Here is a 25,960-nt window from a genome sequence, read left to right on the forward strand (position 1 = left end):
TGCCGGAAAATCCCTGACAGACTGTTACCCAATGACTCTAAACGTGTGCCGCTGCCACGGAACCGCCAGATCATTGCCGCATTTCCTGCCTTATTTGGCACCTAACGGCTGGGGTCTGTCAAAGAACGGAGCCATCCCTCAACATGAAGAACTCAAAACAGACCGTGCTTGTCGCGGTAACGATCGCTGCTGGCCTAATGGTCGGCGCTTCTTCGGCAACCGCCGCCGCCCAGTGCGGCCGTGCCTCGTGGTATGCCCTGCACTCCAAGACCGCATCGGGCGAGCGCATGAACCCGTCGGCGATGACCGCCGCCCACCGCACTTTGCCCTTCGGCACCAAGCTCAGGGTCACCAACAAGAACAACGGTCGCAGCGTCATCGTGCGCATCAACGATCGCGGCCCGTTCATCAAGGGTCGCGTGCTCGACCTGTCGAAGGGTGCGGCCGGCCAGCTCGGCTTCATCGGCTCCGGCCACACCGCCGTGTGCATGGCGCGCGTCTGATGCGACTATTTCCTGGACCATGATCTCTGCCGAAAACCCGAATCCACTTCTCGGGATCATGGTCGAGTGTCCGGCAAGAGGGGCCGGACACATTACTTACACATTTCGCAGCCGCACACTGAGCCGGCTGGCGCCGTTCAGGGCCGATTCCCACTGCCTTGACCCAAAGAAACATTGGTCACGCCGCGTGACGTATTGCATCGCAGCAATTAGTTGTTAACTTCGCCGCGAGACATTCAAGGCTCGGCGCTGCTCGTCGTCCCTTCGGTCGCAGGCAGCAGCGGGGTTCTCGATGTTCTACCAGCTCTATGAAATGAACCACGCTGCCTTGCAGCCGGCGCGTCTCTATGCCGACGCGGTGCGGCTGTTCTACACCAATCCGCTCAATCCGTTTTCCCATACGCCCTGGGGCCGTTCGGTCGCGGCGACCGCCGAATTGTTCGAGCGCACCACGCGCCGCTACGGCAAGCCGACCTTCGGCCTCGACAAGACAGTGGTCGACTGGAAGAGCGTCGAGGTCACCGAAAGGACCGTCTGGTCGAAGCCGTTCTGCAAAGTCGTCCGCTTTGAACGCGCCATTCCTGCCGGGCGCAGGCCGGATCCGAAGCTTTTGATCGTGGCGCCGATGTCGGGCCACTATGCGACGCTGCTGCGCGGCACGGTGGAAGCCATGCTGCCCCATGCCGACGTGCACATCACCGACTGGGTCGATGCCCGCATGGTGCCGCTGGCCGACGGCAGTTTCGATCTCGACGACTATATCGACTACGTCATCGACATGCTGCATGCGCTCGGACCCGACACGCATGTGATGGCGGTGTGCCAGCCTTCCGTGCCGGTGCTGGCCGCCGTGGCGCTGATGGAAACGAAGGGCGATCCCTTCGTGCCCTCCACGATGACCTTGATGGGCGGGCCGATCGACACCCGCAGCAATCCGACCGCGGTCAATTTGCTGGCGCAGGAAAAGGGCATCGACTGGTTCCGCGACAATGTCGTCATGGTTGCGCCCTGGCCGGTACCGGGCTTCGGCCGCGAGGTCTATCCAGGCTTCCTGCAGCTTTCCGGCTTCATGAGCATGAACCTCGACCGCCACATCATCGCCCACAAGGACTTCTTCATGCACCTGGTGAAGCATGATGGCGACAATGCCGAGAAGCACCGCGATTTCTACGACGAGTATCTGGCGGTCATGGACCTGACGGCGGAGTTCTACCTGCAGACGGTCGACACCGTCTTCGTGCGCCAGGCCTTGCCCAAGGGCGAGATGACGCATCGCGGCACCAGGATCGATCCGTCAGCGATCCGCAACGTCGCGCTGTTCACGGTCGAGGGCGAGAATGACGACATTTCCGGCCTTGGCCAGACCAAGGCGGCGCATGATCTGTGCCCCAACATTCCTGCTGAGCGGCATGCCCACTACATGCAGCCGGCGGTCGGCCATTACGGCGTATTCAACGGCTCGCGTTTCCGCTCCGAGATCGTGCCGCGCATCGTCGACTTCATCACCAGCTATGGCCGCCAGGAGCGTGTCGCGGTGAAGCCGAAGCTTGTCCGTACCGCCAAAAGATAATGCGCATCGCCCAAAAGCATGGCCTCGGGCCGACCCGAGGGCGTAGCGATTTTGAGAAATGACGTGCCTGGAACAAGGCTTAACGGCGCCAATCCGGCAAAAACCGGCCGGCTGGCCGATTCTGTTGCACAATAGACGCGGTGCTGCCCCCCGGGTAACCATGCCGACAATCCGACCGTCGTCGTAATTGACACGGACTGTAAATCCCCCTTAACCTTTCGTTAATAACAAAGGGCGAGCGGGGACAATGATATCCTCACCAATGGCGCGAAGGCTGCGCGTGTATGTTGCGGCCGGGCTGGCAGTAACGGGAGGCTGGGTGGCACCGGCTTTGGCGGCAGGAGCGATGGCGACCGGGGGGCTCACCTCGCAGCCGATCGGCCACTATGATTTCTGCAAGCTGAACCCGGGCGAATGCTCTGTCCGTCCGACCAATCTCGCGCCGGCCCCGATGACCGACGGGTTGATGCGCAAGCTTCTCAATGTCACCGCCAGGGTCAACGCCGCCGTCAAGCCGATGAGCGACATGGACATCTACGGCAAGGACGAAGTCTGGGCCTATCCCGACAAGGACGTCGGCGATTGCGAGGACTACGTGCTGGAAAAGCGGCGCCAGCTTTCGCGCATGAGCATCTCGCTTGCCGATCTTCTGATCACCGTGGTGCGCAAGCCCGACGGCGAGGGCCATGCGGTGCTCACGGTGCGCACCGACAAGGGCGACTATGTGCTCGACAATCTGACCGACAAGGTCAAGCCATGGGACGCGACCGGCTACCGCTTCCTCAAGCGGCAGGCGGTCGACAACACCGGCCGCTGGGTCTCGATCCGCGGTGGCCAGCAGGTGCTGGTCGGCGCGGTCCAGTAGGCATCAGCAACGGCGGCTGCCTGGCATCCAACGCTTCGTCATCCCAGGGCGGAGCAGGAGCGGAGCTCCGTCGCAAAGACCCTGGGATCCATGCCGTGAGGCAGATGAAGAACGCTGCGGCGCAGGTACAGGCGCCAGCGATCATCATGCCGGCATCTCCAAATCTTTTGCACCGCCGCGACGCTGGTAATTCGCGGCATGGATCCTCGGGTCTGCGCGTCCGCTTCGCTTCCGCTCCGCCCGTGGATGACGAGAGCGATTTTTCTCCGTGAACCATTTCCTCCCGGCCAGCGACACATGGCCGTAGACGGTAACCAATCATGGAGACTTCAGATGACCGCACTTTTGCGAAATGCCTTCCTCGCCGCCGTGGCGGTATCGGCTTTGGCCGGACCCGCCTTGGCCGATCAGACCGTTACAAGCTGCGCCACGTCGCAGACCAATGATTTGTGGAGCGGCCGCTGTTGCGGGGCCGGCGACTCGAGCTGCCTGGGCGGCGGAAACAATGGCCACGACCACAACGACAATGGCGGCCGGGGAAATAATGGCGGCACGGCCGGCAAGAAATAATCTCATCACTGTTGACCGCCGGCGGGCTCTTCAAGTGAAGCGAACGCCGGCGCCAGCAGCGGGCTCGCGCCCTATTGCGCAAACCGTCTGATCCAGACTCCTTGTTTTGACGCAATTCCCAAGGGAAAGCGCTATGCGCTTTTCCCGGGAAAACCGTTTCACACTCTTCCTGGAATTGCTCTACGGCCGTCGGCCGAGCGCCGCGCGGATCGATGCGGTGATGCGGCGAAGCTCCGCCTCGTCGAGCTTTTCGATGTTCTCGGCCAGGAGATTGGCGAGCTCGGTGGCGGCGGGGGAAAGACCCGACGTGTCGAGCCTGACCCGCGGATGTGAGGCTTCGGCCAGCCGCGCCAGCTCCTCGGCATCGTCCCAGATGATGTTGAAATAGCCGATGATCTTCTGGATCAGCGTCCACGTCGGCGCACCGCGCCTGCCATGCTCGAGCGCCGACAGATAGGCGGCGCTGACGCCGATTGCGGCCGCCATGTCCTTCTGGCTGACACCGCGTTCGCCCCGTAGCGCTCGCAACTTCTCGCCGAACGGGGTCATGCGCCCGGCCTTCCGGCTTGAGCCCTCACGACCGCAGCCGCCGCAGCCGGATATAAAGGGCGCCTGAACCGCCATGGTTGCGGGCGGCATGGTCGTGGCTGGAGACAAGCGGCCGGAAGGCGGGCGTCGACAGCCAGGCGGGTACCGCGCGCCGCAACACGCCGTCGCCACCGGAGGACGAGCCCTTGCCGGTAATGACCAGGACATAGCGGATGCCGCCGGCATGCGCCCGGTGCAGGAATGAGAACAGCAGCGAATAGGCCTCGTCCTGCGTCATGCCGTGCAGGTCGACGCGGCCCTCGATCGGCAGCCGGCCTTTCGACAGTTTGTCCAGCGTCGGCTCGTCGAGGCGGTGCGTGACATGCTGAGCCTTCGGCTTTGCGATCCCTGCGGCATTGGCAGCAGCCAGCACCGGCTGCGACTGACCTGGCCTAGGCTCGGCAGCAATTTCGGGGACGTCGCCGGCGATCCTTCCCTTGAGCGGCTTGGCGGTGCGCGCGACCAGGTTCCACAGAACCCGGTCGTCCTCGCTCAGTTTCGCTTCGCTGAGTCTGTCTGGGCGCCGGGTCATCGATTCGCACCCGGAACGAGCGCGCGCGGCACCAGCGCATAAAAATCGGCCGCATTGCGGACCACGCCAGCGATCTCGCCGGCGGCATCGCCGGAACCGGCAAAGAGATCTCCGCGCTCCGGCCCGGTGATGGCCGAGCCGGTGTCCTGCGCGATCATCAGGCGCCGGAACGGCTTTGCGTCGAAAGCGGTGAGCGTCGGTGCGTCAATGTAGAAAGGCGTGCCGAATGTGTGCAGCAGGCGGTCGACGGCAATGGAGCGGCCCGGCGTCAGCGGCACCTTGGCGGCGGCGATCGGACCGAGGGCCGCATCATCCACCGCTGCCTCGCGGAAGAAGATGTAGGAGCGGTTCCGCCACAGGATCTCGTCGATGCGGTCGGGATGCGCCTTGAACCAGGCGCGGATCGACTGCATCGTCACTTTCTCGAGCGGGATTTCGCCGATCTCGCTCAGGATCTTGCCGGGCCCGGTAAAGCGCTGGCCGGATTTGGCGGCATAGGTGACGCGGGCAAGCCGGCCGTCGGTCATGGCGAGGCGTGCGGCACCCTGCACGTGAATGAAGAAGGCATCGACCTTGTCGGCCAGCCAGGCGATTTCCAGGCCCTTGCCATCAAGCGCCCCGCGCTCGATCTCGCCGCGATCTAAATATTCGACCGGCCCGTCCGGCGCCTGCCGCGCGAAGGCGAGATACGAATCCATTCCAGACGGCCTGGTGGCGTCGTCGATATCGACGAGATCGGCCGGACGTGACAGCAGCGCCACCGAAAAGCGGTCCGTTCGCACCGGCGAGGCTTCGACCACGGGTTCGTAGAAGCCGGTGACGAGGCCGGCGCCGCCAGTCGCGGCGCGGACAAGCGCCGGGACAAAATGGCGCTCGAAGAAGGCCCGGGCTTCCTTCCGATCCAGAAATGGCGACCGATTCGCCGGCGAAACAATGCGGGCCTCGGCATAGGCTTCGGCAAAGGCGTCGAAGTCGACGCCGAGCGCACCGCTGCGATAGGGTTTGGTCAGGACATGAAAGGCCGAGCGGCGAAAGGCAGCAAAAGCCGCCAAATGGTCGTCCTCCTCCCAGCCAGGGAGGTCAGCGAAAGATTTTCCGACAAAGAGAGGCGATAGCGACACCGGAGCCTCGCCGCGTGTTCCGAACTAGTCTTCTTCCTCGGTGGCGACGAGCTTCCAGTTCGGATCGCGCGAGCGGGTGTCGCGGGCGAAGGTCCAGACATCCTTGACCTCGGCCACGGTTTCCGGGTCGCCGTCGATGACGGCCCCGGCCTTGTCGCGGGTCGCCGAGATCAGCTCGCTGATGATGCGCAGCGTGACATGCGCCTCGCCACCCTTCATCTCGGCCGAGACGATGTCGGCCTTGTCGATGCCGACGAAAGAGGACTGGATCTTTTCCGCCTTGGCCTCGCGCTCGCCAATGGCCGCGACAAAGCCGTCATAGACCTCGCGCGACAACAGGTTCTTCAGCGTTTTGCGGTCGCCGTCGGCATAGGCCATGACGATCATCTCGTAAGCCATCTTGGCGCCGTCGACAAAACCCTTCGGCTCGAAGGACGGGTCGTTGTCCTTGATCGTGCGCAGGCCCTTGTTGAGGTCGGTGTCGGGCTTGGCGAAGGCGTCGATCGCCGCATAGGTGTCGGCCGCCGGTTCGCCCGGCGGACGCTTGCGCGGCAGCGAAACGACATTTTCGGATTTCTGCGCGGCATCCTTGTCGGCGCGGGCAGCCGTATAGGGATCGAAGGGCGGCCGTTCGCTGCCAGTGCGACGGCCCAGCACATTGCGCAGCTGGAAAAAGATGACCACCGCCGCAATCAGGAAGAAAATCGTGCCGAAGTCGAAGAATCCCATATCTTCCGCCAATCAATCCCTGCCCGTGGCCGGACCGCCCGCCCAGTAAGGCGACGGTCGCATAGCGTTCAACATTCAAAGCATATAGAACGCAAGGCGCAATCATTCAAATCAAAGGCAGGCATACCTATGTAACAGCCTCAGGGCCAGCGGCGATTGCTCGCTGGCGGCCAAAACAATCGAAACGATCGGTCAAGACTTGCGCATTTCGCTGCTTCCCTTCTTTCTCCTCGCGCTTCCGCTGCTGGAAATCGCCGGTTTCGTCATCGTCGGCCGTGAGATCGGCGCGCTGGCGACGGTCGGCCTTGTGCTGGCCTCGAGCATCGCCGGCGTGCTTTTGCTTCGGTATCAGGGCTTTGGCGTGATGGCCCGCATCCGCACCGAGATGGCCGCCGGCCAGAACCCTAGCCGCCACCTTGCGCACGGCGCCATGATCGTGGTTGCGGCGATCCTCCTGATCATCCCCGGCTTCATCACCGACATCATCGGCCTGCTGCTGTTCCTGCCGCCGGTGCGCGACTTTGCCTGGAGCCGGTTCAAGGGCCGCATTGTCGTCGCCACCAATTTCTCGACCGATGGTTTTCGCGGCCGCCAGCGCGACAAGGTCATCGACCTCGAAAACGGCGACTATTCGCGCGAGGACGATCTGAAGCGCGGTCCGGACCACAACTCGCCCTGGCGCCGCCTGAAGGACGATTAGGGCGCCGGCCCTTCTACATCCAGGCCCGGGAAGCAAGGCGGCAAACCTTGTCTTGTCATCCCCGCCATGGTAGCGAACGCCCGATTTCAATTCGGTCAGCGACGCTGCCCAGGCAAGAGGACAAGGCTTATGGCCAGCAAAGATGACGCGCCGGTCGGCGCAGCCAACGGAAACGGCAATGCGGCGCAGCCGTCGCTCAACGTGCTGGCGCAATATGTGAAGGACCTATCCTTCGAAAGCCCCGGCGCCCCGAATTCGCTGCGCGGCCGCGACAAGGCGCCCGGCATCGCCATCAACGTCAACGTCAACGCCAACCCGCTCTCCGACAAGCAGTTCGACGTCAACCTGACGCTGAACGCCAAGGCGTCGTTCGACCAGGAAGTGCTGTTCAATGTCGAGCTGGTCTATGGCGGCGTGTTCGCGATCAGCGGCTTCCCACAGGAACACATGCTGCCGATCCTGTTCATCGAATGCCCGCGCCTTTTGTTCCCGTTCGCCCGGCAGATCATCGCCGAGGCAACCCGCAATGGCGGCTTCCCACCGCTGATGCTCGACCCGATCGATTTCGCGCAGATGTTCCAGCAGAAGCTGGCGGAGGATCAGGCGGCGTCGAAGGTCAAGGTGAGCTGAGGCCTGCCAGCCACGGATTGTGAAAAGCCCGGCCTCGCGCCGGGTTTTTTTGTTTTGGAGAGTCGTGGGGCCAGTTCCGCCTCCCGGTCTATCATACCAGACCAGCCGTTGCACGCCGGAGCGGCTGGTGAAACCCGAACCCTCGCCAGATTTGTGCTCCGGCATGCGGCGGCCGAGATCATTGGTGACGCCTATATAGATGGTGCCGCGCTTCTGGCTTGCGGTCATGTAGACATAGCCGGTCATAGATTAGGGCTACCGTGCAATGCGTCGGGAGAACGTCCTGATCCGCTGCATTCTTCGGCAGACTTCACGGCATGGATCCTAGGGTCTGCGCCGCGTCGCTTCGCTCCTTGCTCCGCCCTAGGATGACGAAGACGCGAAGGTTTTCGGCTGGCAGTTTGCCGTCACCCCGTCGCAACCTTCAGCCACAACGCCTTTTCCCCCAGCGTCGCGACCATGCCGGCATGCGCGTCGCGCTCGGCGTCGGTGAGGCGCGACGGCAAGGGTGCCGGCCGCTGGCTGACCACGATCTCGATCTGGCGGACATTTTCGTTGCCCCTGGCCGGCGCGGTGGCGCTGTCGAGGACGAGGGCCGCCTGCTTGCCGCCGATCAGCTCGATATAGACCTCGGCCAGCAGTTCGGAATCGAGCAGGGCGCCGTGCTTGGTGCGCCTTGTGTTGTCGATGCCGTAGCGCCGGCAGAGCGCGTCGAGCGAATTGGGACCCATTGGATGCTTGCGGCGCGCCAGCGCCAGCGTGTCGACGACAAGGCCATTGTCGATGACGGGGTGACCGAGCCGGCCGAATTCGACATTGAGGAAACCGATATCGAAGGTGGCGTTGTGGGCGACCAGCTTGGCGCCGTCGGTGAAAGCCAGCCACTCCTCGACGATTTCGGCAAAGGTCGGCTTGCCCGCGAGGTCCGCCGCGCTGATGCCGTGCACGGCCTGCGCCTCGGCATGGATCGCGCGCCCTTGCGGGTTGATGTAGTGGTGGAAGGTCTTTCCGGTCGGGAAACGATTGACCAGCTCGACGCCACCCAGCTCGATCACGCGGTCATCGCGCGAATCGAGGCCGGTGGTTTCCGTGTCGAAGATGATCTCACGCATCGAATCAGTCGCTCCAAAGGAGCAGAATCATGAGACCGGAACAAAATGGCAATGGGCAATGCTGACGGCCTGCCGCATGTCCCCGAAAATCGGTACCGATTTTCGGAAAGGACATGCGCAAAATCAAAGTGCTACAGCGTCCTTTGCGCGTCCAAACGGACGCGCGGCGCTGTAGTGTCAGGAGCCTGCCTTGCCGGGCTTATCCCCGGAGAGTTCGGCAATGATGGCTTTGACCGCCGCGCGGGCGGCGTCGAACCCCTGGCCGGTGTCGACGATGAAATCGGCTTGGCGGCGCTTTTCAGCGTCCGGCACCTGCCTGGCCAGGATCGAAGCCAGTTTTTCTTCCGTCATGCCCGGCCGCGCCAGCACGCGCTCTCGCTGGATCTCGGCCGGCGCGGTGACGACGACGACCTTGTCGACGCGGTTGCGGCCGCCGGTTTCGAACAGCAGGGGAATATCGAGGACGGCTATCGGTTCGCCTGATTTACGATGCTTGGCCAGAAAGGCATCGGCGTCGGCGCGCACCAGCGGATGGATGACCGCCTCGAGCCGCTTCAGAGCGGCGGCATCGCCGAGCACACGAGTGCCAAGCTTTGCGCGATCGACCACTCCGGCAAATGTGGTGCCGGGAAAGGCCATTTCCACCAGGGGTGCTGCCTTGCCGGCATAGAGGCGATGCACCGCCTCGTCGGAATCATGAACCGGCACACCGGCTTCGGCGAACATCTTGGCCGTCGTCGACTTGCCCATGCCTATGGAGCCTGTGAGGCCAAGCACGATCATGGCTTCGGCACCAGATCGGCAACGATGATCGCCCGGAGTTCAGCTGTAACTCGCGGCCTGACACCGAACCATCGTTCGAAGCCGGGCACGGCCTGATGCAGCAGCATGCCGAGGCCGTCGACCGTCTTCAGCTTTCTCGCGCGGGCCGCCGCAAGCAGCGGCGTTTCCAGCGGCACATAGACGATGTCGGTGACGATGGCGTGGTCCGGCAGCAAGGCAGGATCGGCCGACAGGCCTTCATTGCCATGCATGCCGAGCGCGGTGGTGTTGACCAGCAGGCCGGCATCGCCAAGCAGTTCGTTGGTCGCGGCCATGCCATGCGCCGAAATGCCGGCGCCGAAACGATCGCGCAATTCCACAGCCCGGGCCAGCGTGCGGTTGACGATGCGGATGTCGGCAACGCCACGCTCCTTCAGCGCATGGATGACCGCGCGCGACGCACCGCCGGCGCCGAGCACCACCGCCGGGCCCTTGCTTGCCCAGCCCGGCGCATAATCGTCGAGGTTGGCGGCAAAGCCGTGCGCGTCGGTGTTGCCGCCCCACAAGATGCCGTCCTCGAACCACAGCGTGTTGACGGCGCCGATCTCCTGCGCCGCCTGGTCGCGGCGCTCGGCCAGCGCGAAGGCCGCCTCCTTGTGCGGGATGGTGACGTTGCCGCCGCGGTAGCCTTTGGCCCGCAGGGTCTTCACGAAATCGGCAAAGTTTTCTGGCGCGACATCAATGGCCTGGTAGCTGCCGTCGATGCCGTGTCTGGCCAGCCAGTGGCCATGGATCTTCGGCGAGCGCGAGTGCTTGACCGGATGGCCGGTGACGAACGCTTTCTTCGACGCTTCAGCCATCGATCGCTCCCAGTGTTCGCAGTTCGGCCAGCAGCGGCAAAAGCGGCAGGCCGACAATGGTGAAATGATCGCCTTCGATTTTCTCGAACAATTGAATGCCTTCGCCTTCGATCTGGTAGGCGCCTACGCTCGACAACGCTTTGGCGCCGACGCGGGCGAGGTGGCGACCGATGAAGACCGGGTCGAGCTTGCGCATGGTCATGCCGGCGATGCCGACATGCCGCCACAGCACCTGTCCGTCGCGGACCAGCACCGCGGCGCTGTTCAACTGATGGGTCTTGCCCGACAGCGCCAGGAGATGACGGCGCGCGCCTTCCATGTCGGCCGGCTTGTGGAACACCTCGTCGCCGAGCGACAGCGTCTGGTCGCAGCCAAGCACCAGCGCGCCCGGCCGGCGCTCGCTGACTTCGCTGGCCTTGGCCTCGGCCAGCACCAGGGCAACATCCTCGGGCGAGACACCGCTGCCCTGCAAGGGCGACTCGAGCGCCCGCTCGTCGACGTCAGCCGGGACGGCTTCGACATCGACACCAGCACTGACGAGCATCGCCTTGCGGAACGGACTGCCGGAAGCGAGGATGAGTTTTTCGGTCATGATTCTAAGCGCCTGATCAATTGTCTAACCGTTGTTGAGATTCTGGCTCCGCTGCACCTTCGACCATCGTCACGGCATGGATCCTAGGGTCTCCGCAACGTCGCTTCGCTCCTGCTCCGCCCTAGGATGACGAAGGCGTGGTGGCTTTTTGGCCAATCGCGGATGTCGGATTTGGCATCCGCGTCGTCAAAGTGAGGCTGGTGGCAATCGCAAACCTTCGAAATTGGCCGAGACAATCGTCCCTTCGTCATCCTAGGGCGAAGCAAGGAGCGAAGCGACGCTGCGCAGACCCTAGGATCCATGCCGTGAACTTCGAGCTTTGCAGCGGTGGGCGTTGGCGACGCGCCGCACGGCTCCAATTATCTGTTCTTCCCCCGTAGGGCAACGATGGCCGCCGCCGTTTCCTCGATCGAGCGACGGCTGACGTCGATCATCGGCCAGCCGTGGCGCGTGCAGATCTGGCGGGCGTAGGCGAGCTCTTCGGTGATGGCGGCGCGGTCGACATAGTCTGTCGCCTCGTACGAGCTGCTGTTGCCGAGGATGCGGTTTTGCCGGACGTGCGAGATGCGCTCGGCGGTGGCGATCAGCCCAACGATCAGCGGCTTGCTGGCGTTGACCAGGCTTTCCGGCACCGGCACGCCGAGCACGATCGGGATGTTGGCGGTCTTGATGCCTCGGTTGGCGAGATAGATGCTGGTCGGCGTCTTCGACGTGCGCGAAATGCCGATCAGCACGACATCGGCATCGTCCATATTGAGCGGCAGCTGGCCGTCATCATGGTCCATGGTGAAATTGAGCGCGTCGATGCGACGGAAATATTCGGCATCGAGCACATGCTGGGCGCCGACGCGACGGCCGGCCGGAGTGCCGAGATAGGACTGGAACACGGTCAGCACAGGCTCCAGCACCGACACACAGGGCAGGCCCATGGTCGCGCAGCGTTCGTCGATGCCGCGCGCCAGCTTCTGGTCAACGACCGTATAGAGGATGATGCCCGGCTCCTCCTCGATGTCCTCGAACACTTTCGCCACCTGCTTTTCGGTGCGGATGAGCGGATAGATGTGCTCGATGGCGCGCGCATTCTTGTACTGCGCCGAAGCCGCCCGGCCGGCGGCGAGCAGCGTTTCGCCGGTCGCGTCGGAAATCAGGTGCAGGTGGAAGAAGCTCTGGGGTTTGTTCACAGGGGGTCACCTGGGGCTGTGGGCTTCTGTGGATAAAGCGGGATGAAAAGACGGGGCGATCGGAGGCGACTGTATCAGATGCCAGTTTGTCCACAATTCGATGCGCTGTCAGCTTCGTCGGGCGGCTGGGGACAAGTTTGGGGACGGCTTCCCTTGCCTTTCGTCTGTCCACAGGGCGGGTATTTCCAGGCGTCTCGTAACGTTTTGACTCCAGTGACGGATTCCTGTCCGTCCCCAGAACCCTGCAGTTTGGAAAAAGAAGCACGCGACAATATGTTGGCTGGTGTTTTCCGGGGCAAAGCGGGACAGGTGGCAACCACCAGAACCAACAGACTCTTAGAATCAGAAGAATCTTAGATATAAGAATCTTTGATTATAGAAGAGGCTGGGAGAAGCGAGCGCTCGATGCCCCAGAACCGGATCATGCTGGACGTCCTGAAGGGCAAGGCTCATTTTCCGCCTCCGCTCTGGATGATGCGACAGGCGGGGCGCTATCTGCCGGAGTACCGTGAAACGCGCAGGCGAGCCGGGTCGTTCCTCGATCTCTGCTATGATCCCGACCTTGCCGTCGAGGTGACCTTGCAGCCGATCGAGCGCTTCGGCTTCGATGCCTCGATCCTGTTTTCCGATATCCTTGTCGTTCCGCATGCGCTTGGCCGCGATGTCCGCTTCGAAGAGGGGCGAGGACCGCTGCTGACGCCGATCACGGTGCCGGAGATTCTGGCTCTGGAAGGCAAGGTGTTTCACGTGAATCTCGAACCAGTCTATGAGACGGTTCGCCGCTTGCGGGCAAAACTTCCGGACGAGACGACCCTGATCGGCTTCTGCGGCGCACCGTGGACGGTGGCGACCTACATGATTGCCGGCCATGGCACGCCCGACCAGGCGCCGGCGCGGCTGTTCGCCTATCGCGAGCCGGCGGCATTCCAGCACCTGCTGAAAGTGCTTGCCGATCATTCGGCCGCCTACCTCATCCGCCAGATCGAGGCGGGTGCGGATGTGGTGCAGATTTTCGATTCCTGGTCCGGCGTGCTCGATGACGCTTCTTTCGACCTGTTCTGCGTCCAGCCGGTGGCCGAGATCGTGCGCCAGGTTCGAGCCGTCCATCCCGATGTGCCGATCATCGGTTTTCCCAAGGGTGCCGGCGCGCGCTACCAGACCTATCGCCAGAAGACCGGTGTGACGGGTCTGGGGATCGACTGGACGGTGCCCCTGGAGGCGGCGAAGGAGTTGCAGCGCTCAGGTGCGGTTCAGGGCAACCTCGATCCCTTGCGCCTCGTGGCTGGCGGCAAGGCATTGTCCGATGGCATCGAGGCGATCCTGAGAGCGCTGGGAGACGGACCGCTGATTTTCAATCTCGGCCACGGCATCACGCCGGAGACGCCGATCGCCCATGTCGAGGCGATGGCGAAACAGGTACGGAGCGCGACACGCTGATGGCTCAGATGAACAACACGAACAGCACTGGCCAGGCGATGATGCGCATGACGATCAGTATCGCCGTGCTGGTCGTTCTCACCGCGCTTTTGTATTTCGCCGCGCCCGACAGTTTTTATCCGTGGGCCAAGGCGATCCACATCCTCGCCGTCATCTCGTGGATGGCCGGCATGCTCTATCTGCCGCGGCTGCTGGTCTACCACGCCGATGCCGAGAAAGGCTCGGTGCAGTCGGAGACCTTCAAGGTGATGGAGCGGCGCCTGCTGCGCGGCATCATCAATCCGGCGATGATCGTCGCCTGGGTGTTCGGCCTGTGGCTGGCCTGGAAGGGCTTTGGTTTCGAGGGCGGCTGGCTGCACGCCAAGATCGGCGCGGTGCTTTTGCTGTCCGCCGTTCACGGCTATCTGGCCGGCGCGGTGCGCAAATTCGCCGAGGATCGGAATGAAAAGCCCGCCAGGCACTGGCGAATGGTCAACGAGATCCCCACATTGCTGATGATCGCAATCGTGATCCTGGTTGTCGTCAAGCCGTTCTAGGCCTGTCTGGGCCGCAAAACGCAGCTTGCTCTTTCCCCCGACCGACGATAAAAGACGGGTCTTCCTTCCCGTCATGCGCCGCCCCTCATTGCTTTCGGCCGCGCCCGGCATTTGTCGCATCCCGCCGATATTTTCCCAAAGCTTACCCAGACTCCATCTATTCAAGGTCCGTCTATGCAAGAAATGAAACTCGCCGAGTTCAAAAACAAGAAACCACCAGAGCTGATCGCTTACGCCGAATCGCTCGAGGTCGAAAACGCCAGCGTCATGCGCAAGCAGGAGCTGATGTTCGCGATCCTGAAGAAACTGGCCGCGCAGGACGTCGAGATCATCGGCGACGGCGTGGTCGAGGTGCTGCAGGACGGTTTTGGTTTCCTGCGCTCTGCCAACGCAAACTATCTGCCAGGTCCCGACGACATTTATATTTCGCCGTCGCAGATCCGGCGCTTTTCGCTGAAGACCGGCGATACGGTCGAAGGGCCGATCCGCAGCCCGAAAGAGGGCGAGCGTTATTTCGCGCTGCTCAAGGTCAACACGATCAATTTCGACGATCCCGAAAAGATCCGCCACAAGATCCACTTCGACAATCTGACGCCGCTTTATCCGACCTCGAGGCTAAAGATGGAAATGGAGGTTCCGACCTCCAAGGACATCTCGGCCCGCGTCATCGATCTGGTGGCGCCGCTCGGGAAGGGCCAGCGCGCTTTGATCGTGGCGCAGCCGCGCACCGGCAAGACGGTGCTGTTGCAGAACATCGCCCATTCGATCACCACCAACCATCCCGAATGCTATCTGATCGTGCTTCTGATCGACGAACGGCCGGAAGAAGTGACCGACATGCAGCGCTCGGTGAAGGGCGAGGTCGTCTCCTCGACCTTCGACGAGCCGGCGGTGCGCCACGTGCAGGTCGCCGAAATGGTCATCGAGAAGGCCAAGCGCCTGGTCGAGCATGGCCGCGACGTGGTCATCCTGCTCGATTCGATCACCCGCCTCGGCCGCGCCTACAACACAGTGGTGCCGTCCTCCGGCAAGGTGCTGACCGGCGGTGTCGACGCCAACGCACTGCAGCGCCCGAAGCGCTTCTTCGGCGCCGCCCGTAACATCGAGGAAGGCGGTTCGCTGACCATCATCGCCACCGCGTTGATCGATACGGGCAGCCGCATGGACGAAGTCATTTTCGAAGAGTTCAAGGGCACCGGCAATTCGGAAATCGTGCTCGACCGCAAGGTGGCCGACAAGCGCATCTATCCGGCCATGGATATCCTCAAGTCCGGCACCCGCAAGGAAGACCTGCTGGTCCCCCGCCAGGACCTGCAGAAAATCTTCGTGCTGCGCCGCATCCTGGCGCCGATGGGAACCACCGACGCGATCGAGTTCCTGATCGACAAGCTGAAGCAGACCAAGACCAATGCGGATTTCTTCGATTCGATGAACACGTAACGGCCAGGCCGAGACTTTCCGGCCTATGCATTGAAACCCCATTCCGGGAAACCGGGATGGGGTTTTTCATGACCCTGTGGCAAGTCGCTTTCTTGGTATCGAGCGGCCGTATGCGGGGGCAGATGATTTCGCCTTCATGCAAGGCTGGCGTCTTCGAACTGGAAGCAGCGACGTGAAGAAGACAATTCCGACCCTGATCGGCTTTTCGGCCATCCTGACCTGGTCATTCCTGGCATTGCTTTCGACTGCCGCCGGCCCGATTCCGCCTTTTCAGCTGGCGGCCATGACCTTCCTGCTCGGAGCACTCGTCGGCGCGAGCAGCTGGATTTTTCGCCCGGCCGCGATCCGGACGCTGCGGCAGCCATGGCCGGTCTGGGCGATCGGAACCGCGGGACTGTGCATCTACCACTGCGCCTACTTCTTCGCGATCCAGTCGGCGCCGCCGGTCGAGGTCAGTCTGATCGCCTATCTCTGGCCGCTGCTGATCGTCGTCTTCGCCGCTTTCCTGCCCGGTGAAAGGCTGAAGGTTCATCACGTCGTTGGCGTCGCTCTCGGGCTTGCCGGCGCCATCGTTGTGATCACCAAGGGCGGCAACGTCGGCCTCGCCAACGGAGTGATGAAGGGGCATGTCATTGCCCTGTTCTGCGCCTTCATCTGGGCCGGCTATTCCGTGCTGTCGCGCCGCTTCGGCCAGGTGCCGACCGATGTCGTGGCCGGTTATTGCTTTATCACCGCGATCGTCGCCTTCGCGCTGCACCTGGCGCTCGAGACCACGGTCTGGCCGCAGACGCCGACCCAGTGGACGGCTATCGTCATCCTAGGCACGATACCGCTCGGCGCCGGCTTCTACGCCTGGGACCATGGCTGCAAGCACGGGGACATCATGATTCTTGGCGCCCTGTCCTACGCCGCACCACTGTTTTCGGTGATTGTGCTGCTGCTGGCAGGGTTTGGTGTGTTCCACTGGTCGGTGGCGCTCGCTTGTGTGCTGATCACCATCGGCGCGGTGATCGCCGCCAAGGATCTGCTGTTCAAGCCCCTGCTGGCTGCGTCTTCGACCGCGGTCCCCGAGCCGGCGCAAGGCGCCTGACCTATTGGCGGTGCAGGAGGCGTTCCAGCTCTTCCGGATCCGCCACGGCAGGAAGGCAAACCTGCCCGGTGCAGAGCCAGGCACTGGAGCGGTTGGTCGGTGGCAGGATTCCGCCGGGCAACAAGGGTCGATTCGCTACCGTATCGATCGCCACGACAATGTCGACGCGGCGCGGGTCCGGGATTCGATTCGCAACCGGAACGAGCTGTGGATCGTCCAGCGCATCCACGATGACCAGTTTGAGCGGCTCGATCGCCAGCGCGCAGGCGTTGACGATGCCGGCCTGGCCATATGCCTGGTGCGCAGCACGTCCGGCGGCATGCTCGGCGACTTGCCAGGCTCTTTCCTGCAGCTCGAGATCGCCGGTGACAGAGGCGAGGCGGACCAGTGCCTCGATGATCTGGCCGGTGGCGGAGGAAATGGCTTCGTCGACATCGCCCCTGATGCGGATCGGAACGTCGGCGCTGTCCGAAGCGGTCAAATAGTAGCCTGTCTTCTCGGCGTCGGCGTGCCAATGGTCGAGCTGCCCGATGAACTGGCCGGCTTTGCCGACATAGCTCCAATCCCCAGTGGCTTCGAACAGCGAGATCGCTGCATTGGCCATGGCGGCGTAGTCGCTGGACAAAGCAGGGAACAATGTCCTGGCGCCGAGCATCGAATGCGGCAAGCGGCCGTCGCGGCGGGCGGAGCTGATATGGGCAAAGGCTTTTGCCGCGGCGTCGATCCAGTCCGGCCGCGCCAGTGACCGGCCGGCCTCGGCGAGCGCTGCTATCATCTGGCCGTTCCAGTCGGTGAGGGCCTTTGCGTCCAGGCCTGGCCTGACCCGCTCTTCCCGCACAGTAAGAAGCCTCGCCTTCAGCGGGCTGAGCTGTTCGCGGTCGATCACACCTTGCGATTGCTGGGACCTTGTTTGGTGGACAACCGGCTTGCCTTCCCAACCATGCGGGCTGGAGAGCGTGAAGTGTTTGAGAAACAACGCGGAATCGTCGCCGAGGGCGGCTTCGATCTCGTCCCGGCTCCAGGTGTAGAACAGCCCTTCCTCGCCGTCGCTGTCGGCGTCGAGGCTGGCGGCAAAGGCGCCGCCGTCGACGCGCATTTCGCGCAGCAGCCAGTCGACAGTCTCTTCGATTCGCACCCGGAACAGTTCATTACCGCTCGCCGCATGGGCCCAATTGCAGAACCGGATGAGCTGCGCGTTGTCGTAGAGCATTTTTTCGAAATGCGGCACCAGCCACTCTGCATCGGTCGAGTAGCGGCTGAGCCCGCCGCCGATATGATCGTAGATACCGCCGCTCACCATCTGTTCGAGGCTGAGCAGGACGTCGTCGCGATGGCTGGCATTAGCGTCGCGCAGCCAGGACAGCCAGAGTGTGAGCATGAACGGCGCATTGGGGAATTTCGGCGCGCCGCGCAGGCCGCCGAGATCGCGGTCGACCATGCCGTCGATGCCCTTGGCAAGTTCCGCCAACGTGTCGCGATCGAGCCCTGTTTTCGCATGCGAAGCGGCGAGGCGCGCCTCGACATGGGTCGTCATGCCGTCGGCGCTCTGGTTCAGGCTCGCTCTCTTCTCGCGCCAGGCCTTGTCCACCGCCTCCATCACCTGGATGAAACCGGGGCGGCCATAGCGCGGCTCGCGCGGAAAATAAGTGCCGCCCCAGAACGGCTTGCCGTCCGGCGTCAGGAACATGGTGAGCGGCCAGCCGCCCTGCTCGCCCATCGCGGAGAGCGCTGCCATGTAGATCTGGTCGATGTCGGGGCGCTCTTCGCGGTCGACCTTGATATTGACGAACAGACGGTTCATGACGGCGGCGACGTCAGCGTTCTCGAAGCTTTCGTGCGCCATGACATGGCACCAATGGCAGGCGGCATAGCCGACCGAAAGCAGGATCGGCCTGTCCAGCGCCTTTGCCTCCTCAAGCGAAGCCGGCGACCAGGCCCGCCAATGCACCGGATTGCCGCTGTGCTGCTGCAGATAGGGGCTGGCCTCCTGGGCAAGCAGATTTTGCGCGGGTAGCGTCACGATGGGCAAACTCGGTTAGGAATTGTCGTATGGGCGCGAAGCTAGGGTGGTTCGGTGGAGCGGGCAAATGATTTCAGGCGGTTCGATCGTTGCACTGTCGAGCGGCCGGCTTCCGGCCGGCGTCGCCGTCATCCGCATTTCCGGCCCACGGACTCGATTCGTAGTCGAAACGATCGCCGGTAGTATGGTTAAGGACCGCGCTGCGATTCTGCGCAGGTTCAGGGCGCCCGATGGAACGGCGCTCGACAATGGCCTGGTTGTCTTCTTTCCCGGTCCGGCCAGTTTTACGGGCGAGGATGTGGCGGAATTCCACGTTCATGGCGGACGTGCCGTGGTGACCAGGATGCTGGAGACGATCACCGGTTTTGACGGCGTCAGGCATGCGGAACCAGGCGAATTCACCCGCCGCGCCTTTCTCAATGGCAAGGTCGATCTGGTCGAGACCGAGGCGCTGGCGGATCTCGTCAATGCCGAAACCGAGGCGCAGCGGCGTTTTGCGGTCCAAAATGCCGAAGGCGTCCAGAGCGAAGTCTATCTCGGTTGGCGCCGCAGGCTGCTCCATGCACGCGCGATGATCGAGGCCGAGATCGATTTCGCCGATGAAGACGATGTCCCTGGTTCCGTTTCGGATACGGTCTGGTCGGACGTTCAATCAATGATCGGCGAGATCGATCGGCACATCGCCGGATTTCGCACTGCCGAGATCATTCGCGACGGCTTCGAAGTTGTCATCCTCGGTGCGCCCAATGCCGGTAAGTCGAGTCTGTTCAACGCCCTGGCGCGGCGGGATGCTGCTATAGTAACGGATGAGCCCGGCACGACGCGGGACCTGCTTGAAGTGACACTTGATCTTCAGGGGCTGCGCGTCAGGCTTACGGATACGGCCGGCCTGCGCGATGCGCCTGGCAAGGTCGAGGCGATCGGCATCGAGAAGGCGAAGGCCAAGGCGCATGGCGCTGATCTCTTGCTGCTGCTTAGGGATGTTGCAGACCCCAGGGACATTGGCCCGCTGCCCACTGGGACGCCAGCCTTGCGCGTCGGTACCAAGCTTGATCTGCTGGAAAGTGGCTCGGCCGGTGATTATGACATTGGTATTTCGGTGAGAGACGGTACCGGCGTGGAGGCACTGCTGGCGGAAATCGGCCGGCGGGCGACGGAGGCGACCGGTAGCGTCGGCGATGTTCTGCCGTCACGCCTGCGCCACGTCGAATTGCTTGGCGCAGCGAATAGCCACCTGCTTCGTGCCATTGACGATAGGACTGCCGGGCAGGAATTGCGCGCCGAGGAGTTGCGGCTCGCTGCCGACCGCTTGGGCCGGATCGTCGGCGCCATTGACGCCGAGGACATGCTGGACGTGATTTTTTCGCAGTTCTGCATCGGGAAATGACTCACGTGAAACAGTGCGACGCCTATCGCTTCGTCATCCACGGGCGGAGCAAGGAGCGCAGCGACGCAGCGCAGACCCGAGGATCCATGCCGCGACTTCGGAGCGTTGCCGCAGTGCGGAATTCTGCTCCGCTACACTCAGAGGTTAAGTTCGCGGCATGGATCCTAGGGTCTCCGCGACGGAGCTTCGCCCTAAGATGACGAAACGTTGAAGTTTTCGCTCCAGTCTGGCGTGACTCACGTGAAACATCGGTGGCCCTGATGACTCACGTGAAACACGCTCGATGGCAAGTGCAACGCTGTTTCACGTGAAACGATCTGCGGAGTTTCCTTGACAGCACTGCTTGGCAGGGACATGTGTCCCCCATCATTGAGTCTGGGAAGTTTGTGATGACCAATCACTATGATGTGGTTGTGGTGGGCGGCGGCCACGCGGGTTGCGAGGCGGCCAGCGCTGCCGCGCGCGCCGGTGCGAGGACTGCACTCGTGACGCTCCGCTTTGATACGATCGGCGTCATGTCGTGTAATCCGGCGATCGGCGGGCTCGGCAAGGGTCATCTGGTGCGCGAGATCGATGCCATGGACGGGCTGATGGGCCGGGTGGCGGATGCCGCCGGCATTCAGTTCCGGCTGCTCAATCGCCGCAAGGGCCCAGCGGTGCGCGGCCCCCGCACGCAGGCCGACAGGAAGCTCTATCGCCTTGCCATGCAAGAAGCGATTCGGCAGCAGAACGATCTCGACGTGGTTGAAGGCGAGGTTTTGGACTTCGAGATCGCCAATGGACGGATCGCGGCTGTTCTGCTGGCCGACGGCAGGCGGCTTGCCTGTGGCGCCGTCGTTCTGACCACCGGGACCTTCCTGCGCGGGCTTATTCATATCGGCGAGAAGAAGCTTGTCGCCGGCCGCATGAACGAGCAGGCCAGTCTTGGGCTCTCGGCGACGATGGACCGTGCGGGCTTCAAGCTCGGCCGGCTCAAGACCGGCACGCCGCCTCGGCTCGATGGCCGTACCATCGATTGGGCGTCGCTGGAAAGGCAGGCCGCGGATGAGGATCCGGTGCCGTTCTCTCTGATGACCGACCGTATCGAGACGCCGCAGATCGATTGCGGCATCACGCGCACGACCGCGGCCACGCACGAGCTGATCCGCGCCAATCTCGGCCGCTCGGCCATGTATTCCGGCTCGATCGAAGGCGTCGGGCCACGCTATTGCCCGTCGATCGAGGACAAGATCGTCAAGTTCGGCGACAGGGACGGACACCAGATCTTTCTCGAGCCGGAAGGGCTCGACGACGACACCGTTTATCCCAATGGCATTTCGACCTCACTGCCTGAGGATGTGCAGCTCGAAATCCTGAAAACCATCCCCGGGCTTGAGCGCGCAATCATGCTGCAGCCCGGCTATGCCATTGAATATGATCATGTCGATCCGCGCGAATTGCATCAGACACTGGAGACGAAGCGGGTTGGCGGCCTCTTCCTCGCCGGGCAGATCAATGGCACGACCGGCTACGAAGAAGCGGCCGGGCAAGGCCTGCTCGCCGGCCTCAATGCGGCGCGCCGGGCGTCGGACGATGAGCAGATCGTGCTCAGCCGCACCGAAGCCTATATCGGCGTGATGGTCGACGATCTGACCAGCCGCGGCATCAGCGAACCCTACCGGATGTTCACCTCGCGAGCCGAGTTCCGGCTGTCGCTGCGTGCCGACAATGCCGATGAACGGCTGACGCCGTTGGCGTCCAGGCTGGGAATTGCCTCAACGCAGCGGATGCGGCGCTACGAGACTGTCATGCAGTGCCTCGATGCAGCACGTCAGCTGGCGAAGTCGCTCACCTGGACGCCCAATGAGGCGGCGCGTCACGGGCTGGAGATCAACCGGGATGGCGTGCGCCGGTCCGGGTATGAATTGCTGTCCTATCCCGACGTCGATGTGGCCTGGCTGGCTCGTGTCGATTCGCGCTTTGCGGCAATCGACGGCAAGACGGCGGAACGTCTCGAAACGGAAGCGAAATATTCTGTCTATCTCGATCGCCAGAAGACGGATGTGGCTCAGATTCGGCACGAAGAGAGCCGCTTGATCCCCGAGACGGTCGATTTCGCCGGCGTGCCTGGGCTGTCCAACGAATTGAAGCAGAAGATGCAGGCGCGGCGGCCGCGTTCGATCGCCGATGCCCAGCGCATGGAAGGCATGACGCCGGCGGCGCTGGCGATCATTGTCGCGCACGTCCGCCATGCGGAGAGCGCCCAGCGCCCACAAAGGGTTGTTGCGTGAGTTCTATGTCCTGGAAGAGCCTGCAGGACGCGGCAGGCCCGGTTTCACGTGAAACATTCGATCGGCTGGTGACGTTCGAGCAGATGTTCCAGAAATGGAATCGCAGCATCAATCTCGTGGCGCAATCGACGTCGGGCGATGTCTGGCAGCGCCATATATTGGACAGCGCGCAGCTCGGGCGTATTGAGCCGGCCGCCACGCGCTGGGTAGATCTCGGCTCGGGCGGCGGATTTCCGGGCCTTGTCATGGCTTTCCTGCTTGCCGAGCGCGACGGCGCCAGCATCGATCTGGTTGAAAGCAATCGGAAAAAAGCATCCTTCCTGCAGACCGTGGTCGGGCAATTCAGCCTGCCGGCGCGGGTCGTGGCGCGCCGCATCGATGACAGCCATGCGCTTGTTTCGACACCGCAAATCGTCACGGCGCGGGCGCTGGCCTCGCTTTCGACGTTGCTGGACCTGTCGGCGCCCTGGCTGACGTCAGGCGCGCGCGGCCTGTTCCACAAAGGCCGGGATTATCGCGCCGAAGTGCAAGAAAGCGTTCACCGATGGTCTTTCGATCTGGTAGAACATCCAAGTGTGACCGACCCTCATGGGGTCATCCTTGAATTGTCGAACCTGCGACCTGTCTGACCCACGACTTTCAGACCATTTGGCGACCAAAAATGAACTTCTGGCATAGACCCATGATGAAGAATGGCCCCCGAATCATCACCGTAGCAAACCAGAAGGGCGGCGTCGGCAAGACCACCACCGCCATCAATCTGGCGACCGCGCTGGCCGCGATCGGCGAAAAGGTGCTGATCGTCGATCTCGATCCACAAGGCAATGCCAGCACCGGCCTTGGAATCGACCGCAAGGACCGCACGGTCTCGTCCTATGACGTGCTGACTGGCGAGCTCGAACTGGAAGCAGCGGCCATTCCGACGGCGGTGCCTGGCCTGTCGATCGTGCCGTCGACGCTCGATCTGCTCGGCATCGAAATGGAGATCGCGTCCGCACCCGACCGCGTGCTCAAGCTGCGCAATGCGCTTCGCGCCGCGAGCGAGCGCGGCGCACCGTTCGGTTATGTGCTGATCGATTGCCCGCCTTCGCTTAACCTTTTGACCTTGAATTCCATGGCGGCAGCCGATTCTGTGCTTGTGCCGCTGCAGTGCGAGTTCTTCGCGCTGGAAGGTCTCAGCCAGTTGCTGGAAACGGTCGAGCAGGTGCGTCGCTCGATCAATCCGGATCTCACCATCCAGGGCATCGTGCTGACCATGTATGACGGGCGCAACAATCTCGCCAACCAGGTGGTGCAGGATGTGCGGGCGCATATGGGCGACAAGGTCTACGAGACCGTCATTCCGCGCAATGTGCGGGTGTCCGAGGCGCCTTCGTACGGCAAGCCGGCGATCCTCTACGACCTGAAATGCTCGGGCAGCCAGGCCTATTTGCAGTTGGCGTCGGAAGTGATCCGTCGCGAGCGCAAGTTACGTGCCGCTTGATAAGGTCGGATGCATAGTCAAGAGCCGATTCGATACCGAAACGATTTGGAATAGCCAACTGGAATAAAAATGAGCGAAGACCTTTCGAGAAAGAGACTGGGCCGTGGGCTGGCAGCGCTGATCGGCGAGATCGATCGTCCGGCAGCACCCGAAAAGCCGGGTATGAGTGCCGACGGCAAGGTGCCGATCGAGTTCCTGACGCCAAATCCGAAAAATCCGCGCCGTCATTTCGGCGACGCCGAGTTGACCGATCTCGCCCAGTCAATCCGCGAGCACGGCGTCGTCCAGCCGGTGGTGGCGCGGCCGTCGCCGACACAGGCCGGCCGCTACGAGATCATCGCCGGCGAGCGGCGCTGGCGCGCGGCGCAGCGCGCCGGGCTGTCCGAGATCCCGGTCATCATCCGCGAGGTCAACGACCGCACCGCGCTGGAACTGGCGATCATCGAGAACGTCCAGCGCACCGACCTCAATGCGGTCGAGGAAGCGCTTGGTTATCAGCAGCTGATCGACGATCACGGCTATACCCAGGCCGATCTCGGCCAGGTGATCGGCAAGAGCCGCAGCCATGTCGCCAACACATTGCGGCTCCTGAAGCTGCCGGATGTGATCCGCGACATGCTGGTCGACGGCGCCCTGTCGGCGGGCCATGCTCGTACGCTGGTGACGGCGGACGATCCGGCCGGCCTTGCCAAGCGCATCGTCGAAGAAGGACTTTCCGTGCGCCAGGCCGAATCCCTGGCGCAGATGCCGGCCGGCAGCAGCAGCGCCAGGGAAGCCAAGCCCGCGCCAGGTCCGGAGCAAAAGGACGCCGACACGCTGGCGCTGGAAAAGCTGTTGACCGACACGATCGGCATGATTGTGTCGGTGGACCACAAGGGCAAAGGCGGCACTTTGCGCGTGTCCTATCGGTCGCTGGAGCAGCTTGATGAGCTGTGCCGCAGGCTGAAGCAGGAGCGGTAGTTAGCCGGCGAATTATCTTCAAGCTGGAGATTGATTTGGCGTATATGGAAAGGGGCTGGCCGTAGGTCCGGCCCTTCCTTTTTTGGCGATTGGCGAAAATCGGCGAAGCCGCGCATCTCCCCTCGAGGGGGGAGATCAGGCGCGCCGCCCCAGCCTCGCGCTCTCAACCGCGATCCCGAGCAGCGCCTGTCGCCAGCCCTGGCGCTCGCGGCTTGACAGTGCCAGGCAACGGCGTAATCTATATTAGATATGGCTTAAAGTATGTGCCCTAGCGTGCCGGTCAGTCGAGGCGAGGGCTATTTGCCGTTCCTACAATAGTCGTGAAATGGCACCGCCTCGCCAAAGCGATATGTCGACGCGCCTGGCGCAAGTGGGAGGTGCAAATGGCAGTCCGTTGGCAATTGTCCGGAAGTTACTTCGAAAATTGTAGCTGCGATGTCGTATGTCCTTGCCTGCTATCCACCAACGCGCAGCTGACATCGAAGCCGACGAGAGGTGTTTGCGACGTCGGTTTGGTCTTTCATATCGATACGGGCAACTACGGCGACGTTCGATTGGATGGGCTCAGTGTCGCGATGGTTGCTCACACGCCAGGTCCGATGGCAAACGGCAATTGGACGGCCGCCGCCTATATCGACGAACGGGCCGATGACAGGCAGACAGAGGCGCTAGGTGCCATCTTCACCGGCGCCGCGGGCGGCCCCATGGCGGTGCTGGCACCCATGATTGGCACGAACCTTGGCGCCAAGAAGGTGCCGATAAGCTACCGGATAGACGGCAAGAAGCGGTCGGCGGAGATTGCGGGCGTCATGCAGATGGCGGTTGAGCCGCTGCCGACAATGCGCGAGGACGGGCAGATGTGGGCGGCCACCGGCCATCCTGTCAATCCCGATTGGCTCGCCCTGGCGATGGGGGCGGAAGGCAGTACATTCAGCGACCATGGCATGAGCTGGGACAATTCCCGCCGAAACGGACATTACGCCCCGATCAATTGGTCCGGCCAGCAGTAGCCGTTGGCCGCA

26 protein-coding genes and 1 pseudogene are annotated in these 25,960 nt (G+C 62.8%); 16 read left to right on the forward strand and 11 right to left on the reverse strand.

The genetic code is table 11. The features are described from left to right. The first annotated feature begins 143 nt into the window (after window positions 1-143). The 4 genes from ASD12_RS11570 (at window position 144) to ASD12_RS11585 (ending at window position 3,508) form a co-directional block, all read left to right on the forward strand. A complete protein-coding gene (locus tag ASD12_RS11570) occupies window positions 144-503 on the forward strand; it encodes a septal ring lytic transglycosylase RlpA family protein (protein ID WP_056585512.1) in 360 nt (119 codons plus the stop codon). Window positions 504-795: 292 nt separating this feature from the next. Further along, complete coding sequence (locus tag ASD12_RS11575) at window positions 796-2,073, forward strand: polyhydroxyalkanoate depolymerase (protein ID WP_056585514.1); 1,278 nt, start codon at window positions 796-798, stop codon at window positions 2,071-2,073. 247 nt (window positions 2,074-2,320) lie between these two features. Continuing rightward, complete coding sequence (locus ASD12_RS11580) at window positions 2,321-2,938, forward strand: transglutaminase-like cysteine peptidase (RefSeq protein WP_056585516.1); 618 nt, start codon at window positions 2,321-2,323, stop codon at window positions 2,936-2,938. Window positions 2,939-3,271: 333 nt separating this feature from the next. After that, window positions 3,272-3,508, forward strand: coding sequence for a hypothetical protein (locus ASD12_RS11585; protein ID WP_056585518.1), 237 nt, complete (start codon window positions 3,272-3,274; stop codon window positions 3,506-3,508). Between the two features lie 180 nt (window positions 3,509-3,688). Here the strand turns inward: ASD12_RS11585 and ASD12_RS11590 are convergent, their stop codons facing one another. The 4 genes from ASD12_RS11590 to ASD12_RS11605 are packed head-to-tail and all read right to left on the reverse strand — an operon-like array spanning window position 3,689 to window position 6,478. Then, the gene (locus tag ASD12_RS11590) at window positions 3,689-4,057 is read right to left on the reverse strand and encodes a helix-turn-helix transcriptional regulator (RefSeq protein ID WP_056585520.1); all 369 of its coding nucleotides are present in this window, start codon (window positions 4,055-4,057) and stop codon (window positions 3,689-3,691) included. 25 nt (window positions 4,058-4,082) lie between these two features. Then, complete coding sequence (locus tag ASD12_RS11595; RefSeq protein ID WP_056585522.1) at window positions 4,083-4,628, reverse strand: Smr/MutS family protein; 546 nt, start codon at window positions 4,626-4,628, stop codon at window positions 4,083-4,085. After that, entirely contained in the window at window positions 4,625-5,749 is a 1,125-nt protein-coding gene (locus ASD12_RS11600; protein WP_056585524.1) for a murein transglycosylase A, read from the reverse strand. Before ASD12_RS11600 ends, ASD12_RS11595 begins: the two co-directional genes overlap by 4 nt. A gap of 24 nt (window positions 5,750-5,773) precedes the next feature. Continuing rightward, on the reverse strand, window positions 5,774-6,478 hold the full coding sequence (locus ASD12_RS11605; RefSeq protein WP_056585526.1) for a Tim44/TimA family putative adaptor protein: 705 nt from the start codon (window positions 6,476-6,478) through the stop codon (window positions 5,774-5,776). A 199-nt stretch (window positions 6,479-6,677) separates the two neighbouring features. Here ASD12_RS11605 and ASD12_RS11610 point away from each other — a divergent pair, with 199 nt between their 5' ends. Together ASD12_RS11610 and secB are read left to right on the forward strand one after the other, a co-directional pair. Continuing rightward, complete coding sequence (locus tag ASD12_RS11610; protein WP_082525386.1) at window positions 6,678-7,178, forward strand: FxsA family protein; 501 nt, start codon at window positions 6,678-6,680, stop codon at window positions 7,176-7,178. Window positions 7,179-7,307: 129 nt separating this feature from the next. After that, window positions 7,308-7,808, forward strand: a complete 501-nt coding sequence (gene secB / locus ASD12_RS11615; protein ID WP_056585530.1) for a protein-export chaperone SecB — start codon at window positions 7,308-7,310, stop codon at window positions 7,806-7,808. A 90-nt stretch (window positions 7,809-7,898) separates the two neighbouring features. On the opposite strand, the pseudogene ASD12_RS35735 reads toward secB, so the two are convergent. The 6 genes and pseudogenes from ASD12_RS35735 to ASD12_RS11640 form a co-directional block, all read right to left on the reverse strand. Beyond that, a pseudogene (locus tag ASD12_RS35735) lies at window positions 7,899-8,054 on the reverse strand (GIY-YIG nuclease family protein); the annotation flags it as partial. Between the two features lie 161 nt (window positions 8,055-8,215). Beyond that, entirely contained in the window at window positions 8,216-8,920 is a 705-nt protein-coding gene (dnaQ, locus tag ASD12_RS11620) for a DNA polymerase III subunit epsilon (protein WP_056585532.1), read from the reverse strand. A 177-nt stretch (window positions 8,921-9,097) separates the two neighbouring features. Next, complete coding sequence (coaE, locus tag ASD12_RS11625; RefSeq protein ID WP_056585534.1) at window positions 9,098-9,703, reverse strand: dephospho-CoA kinase; 606 nt, start codon at window positions 9,701-9,703, stop codon at window positions 9,098-9,100. Further along, window positions 9,700-10,542, reverse strand: a complete 843-nt coding sequence (locus ASD12_RS11630) for a shikimate dehydrogenase (RefSeq protein WP_056585536.1) — start codon at window positions 10,540-10,542, stop codon at window positions 9,700-9,702. Before ASD12_RS11630 ends, coaE begins: the two co-directional genes overlap by 4 nt. After that, window positions 10,535-11,134, reverse strand: coding sequence for a Maf-like protein (locus tag ASD12_RS11635; protein ID WP_056585538.1), 600 nt, complete (start codon window positions 11,132-11,134; stop codon window positions 10,535-10,537). The genes ASD12_RS11630 and ASD12_RS11635 overlap by 8 nt, the downstream gene beginning before the upstream one ends. A gap of 359 nt (window positions 11,135-11,493) precedes the next feature. Further along, window positions 11,494-12,315: a pyruvate, water dikinase regulatory protein gene (locus ASD12_RS11640; protein WP_056585540.1), complete on the reverse strand. Its 822-nt coding sequence runs from the start codon at window positions 12,313-12,315 to the stop codon at window positions 11,494-11,496. 405 nt (window positions 12,316-12,720) lie between these two features. Here ASD12_RS11640 and hemE point away from each other — a divergent pair, with 405 nt between their 5' ends. The 4 genes from hemE to ASD12_RS11660 all read left to right on the forward strand — a co-directional run bounded on the left by hemE (window position 12,721) and on the right by ASD12_RS11660 (window position 16,818). Beyond that, the gene (gene hemE / locus ASD12_RS11645; protein WP_056585542.1) at window positions 12,721-13,752 is read left to right on the forward strand and encodes a uroporphyrinogen decarboxylase; all 1,032 of its coding nucleotides are present in this window, start codon (window positions 12,721-12,723) and stop codon (window positions 13,750-13,752) included. After that, entirely contained in the window at window positions 13,752-14,288 is a 537-nt protein-coding gene (hemJ, locus tag ASD12_RS11650; RefSeq protein ID WP_056585544.1) for a protoporphyrinogen oxidase HemJ, read from the forward strand. Before hemE ends, hemJ begins: the two co-directional genes overlap by 1 nt. Before the next feature lie 174 nt (window positions 14,289-14,462). Further along, window positions 14,463-15,728 carry a transcription termination factor Rho gene (gene rho, locus ASD12_RS11655; protein WP_082525387.1) on the forward strand — a complete coding sequence of 422 codons (1,266 nt, stop codon included), beginning with the start codon at window positions 14,463-14,465 and terminating at the stop codon, window positions 15,726-15,728. A 172-nt stretch (window positions 15,729-15,900) separates the two neighbouring features. After that, window positions 15,901-16,818 (forward strand): EamA family transporter, encoded by a 918-nt coding sequence (locus ASD12_RS11660; RefSeq protein WP_082525388.1) that lies wholly within the window; start codon window positions 15,901-15,903, stop codon window positions 16,816-16,818. Between the two features lies 1 nt (window position 16,819). Here ASD12_RS11660 and ASD12_RS11665 read toward each other — a convergent pair whose 3' ends face one another. After that, entirely contained in the window at window positions 16,820-18,838 is a 2,019-nt protein-coding gene (locus tag ASD12_RS11665; protein ID WP_056586780.1) for a thioredoxin domain-containing protein, read from the reverse strand. Window positions 18,839-18,905: 67 nt separating this feature from the next. On the opposite strand from ASD12_RS11665, the gene mnmE reads away from it, so the two are divergent. The 6 genes from mnmE to ASD12_RS11695 all read left to right on the forward strand — a co-directional run bounded on the left by mnmE (window position 18,906) and on the right by ASD12_RS11695 (window position 25,948). Next, window positions 18,906-20,225, forward strand: a complete 1,320-nt coding sequence (gene mnmE, locus ASD12_RS11670) for a tRNA uridine-5-carboxymethylaminomethyl(34) synthesis GTPase MnmE (RefSeq protein ID WP_056585548.1) — start codon at window positions 18,906-18,908, stop codon at window positions 20,223-20,225. A 389-nt stretch (window positions 20,226-20,614) separates the two neighbouring features. Then, window positions 20,615-22,495 carry a tRNA uridine-5-carboxymethylaminomethyl(34) synthesis enzyme MnmG gene (gene mnmG / locus ASD12_RS11675; RefSeq protein WP_056585550.1) on the forward strand — a complete coding sequence of 627 codons (1,881 nt, stop codon included), beginning with the start codon at window positions 20,615-20,617 and terminating at the stop codon, window positions 22,493-22,495. Further along, window positions 22,492-23,124, forward strand: a complete 633-nt coding sequence (rsmG, locus tag ASD12_RS11680) for a 16S rRNA (guanine(527)-N(7))-methyltransferase RsmG (protein WP_056585552.1) — start codon at window positions 22,492-22,494, stop codon at window positions 23,122-23,124. The genes mnmG and rsmG overlap by 4 nt, the downstream gene beginning before the upstream one ends. A gap of 53 nt (window positions 23,125-23,177) precedes the next feature. Continuing rightward, entirely contained in the window at window positions 23,178-23,978 is an 801-nt protein-coding gene (locus ASD12_RS11685; RefSeq protein ID WP_082525389.1) for a ParA family protein, read from the forward strand. Between the two features lie 69 nt (window positions 23,979-24,047). Further along, a complete protein-coding gene (locus ASD12_RS11690; protein ID WP_056585553.1) occupies window positions 24,048-24,938 on the forward strand; it encodes a ParB/RepB/Spo0J family partition protein in 891 nt (296 codons plus the stop codon). 383 nt (window positions 24,939-25,321) lie between these two features. Then, window positions 25,322-25,948 carry a DUF1326 domain-containing protein gene (locus tag ASD12_RS11695; protein ID WP_056585555.1) on the forward strand — a complete coding sequence of 209 codons (627 nt, stop codon included), beginning with the start codon at window positions 25,322-25,324 and terminating at the stop codon, window positions 25,946-25,948. Window positions 25,949-25,960 lie beyond the last annotated feature (12 nt).

The organism is Mesorhizobium sp. Root102 (assembly GCF_001425625.1).
In the GTDB taxonomy this organism is placed as follows: Bacteria; Pseudomonadota; Alphaproteobacteria; order Rhizobiales; family Rhizobiaceae; genus Mesorhizobium.

Bases quoted from the DNA above. Each gene is read 5' to 3' on its own strand.
- ASD12_RS11635 (WP_056585538.1), bottom strand. From the start codon at position 11,134: ATGACCGAAAAACTCATCCTCGCTTCCGGCAGTCCGTTCCGCAAGGCG.
- hemJ (WP_056585544.1), top strand. From the start codon at position 13,752: ATGGCTCAGATGAACAACACGAACAGCACTGGCCAGGCGATGATGCGC.
- mnmE (WP_056585548.1), top strand. From the start codon at position 18,906: ATGATTTCAGGCGGTTCGATCGTTGCACTGTCGAGCGGCCGGCTTCCG.
- ASD12_RS11585 (WP_056585518.1), top strand. From the start codon at position 3,272: ATGACCGCACTTTTGCGAAATGCCTTCCTCGCCGCCGTGGCGGTATCG.
- rho (WP_082525387.1), top strand. From the start codon at position 14,463: ATGCAAGAAATGAAACTCGCCGAGTTCAAAAACAAGAAACCACCAGAG.
- dnaQ (WP_056585532.1), bottom strand. From the start codon at position 8,920: ATGCGTGAGATCATCTTCGACACGGAAACCACCGGCCTCGATTCGCGC.
- ASD12_RS11695 (WP_056585555.1), top strand. From the start codon at position 25,322: ATGGCAGTCCGTTGGCAATTGTCCGGAAGTTACTTCGAAAATTGTAGC.
- secB (WP_056585530.1), top strand. From the start codon at position 7,308: ATGGCCAGCAAAGATGACGCGCCGGTCGGCGCAGCCAACGGAAACGGC.
- coaE (WP_056585534.1), bottom strand. From the start codon at position 9,703: ATGATCGTGCTTGGCCTCACAGGCTCCATAGGCATGGGCAAGTCGACG.
- ASD12_RS11605 (WP_056585526.1), bottom strand. From the start codon at position 6,478: ATGGGATTCTTCGACTTCGGCACGATTTTCTTCCTGATTGCGGCGGTG.
- ASD12_RS11580 (WP_056585516.1), top strand. From the start codon at position 2,321: ATGATATCCTCACCAATGGCGCGAAGGCTGCGCGTGTATGTTGCGGCC.
- hemE (WP_056585542.1), top strand. From the start codon at position 12,721: ATGCCCCAGAACCGGATCATGCTGGACGTCCTGAAGGGCAAGGCTCAT.
- ASD12_RS11595 (WP_056585522.1), bottom strand. From the start codon at position 4,628: ATGACCCGGCGCCCAGACAGACTCAGCGAAGCGAAACTGAGCGAGGAC.
- mnmG (WP_056585550.1), top strand. From the start codon at position 20,615: ATGACCAATCACTATGATGTGGTTGTGGTGGGCGGCGGCCACGCGGGT.
- ASD12_RS11575 (WP_056585514.1), top strand. From the start codon at position 796: ATGTTCTACCAGCTCTATGAAATGAACCACGCTGCCTTGCAGCCGGCG.
- ASD12_RS11690 (WP_056585553.1), top strand. From the start codon at position 24,048: ATGAGCGAAGACCTTTCGAGAAAGAGACTGGGCCGTGGGCTGGCAGCG.
- ASD12_RS11685 (WP_082525389.1), top strand. From the start codon at position 23,178: ATGATGAAGAATGGCCCCCGAATCATCACCGTAGCAAACCAGAAGGGC.
- ASD12_RS11570 (WP_056585512.1), top strand. From the start codon at position 144: ATGAAGAACTCAAAACAGACCGTGCTTGTCGCGGTAACGATCGCTGCT.
- ASD12_RS11630 (WP_056585536.1), bottom strand. From the start codon at position 10,542: ATGGCTGAAGCGTCGAAGAAAGCGTTCGTCACCGGCCATCCGGTCAAG.
- ASD12_RS11590 (WP_056585520.1), bottom strand. From the start codon at position 4,057: ATGACCCCGTTCGGCGAGAAGTTGCGAGCGCTACGGGGCGAACGCGGT.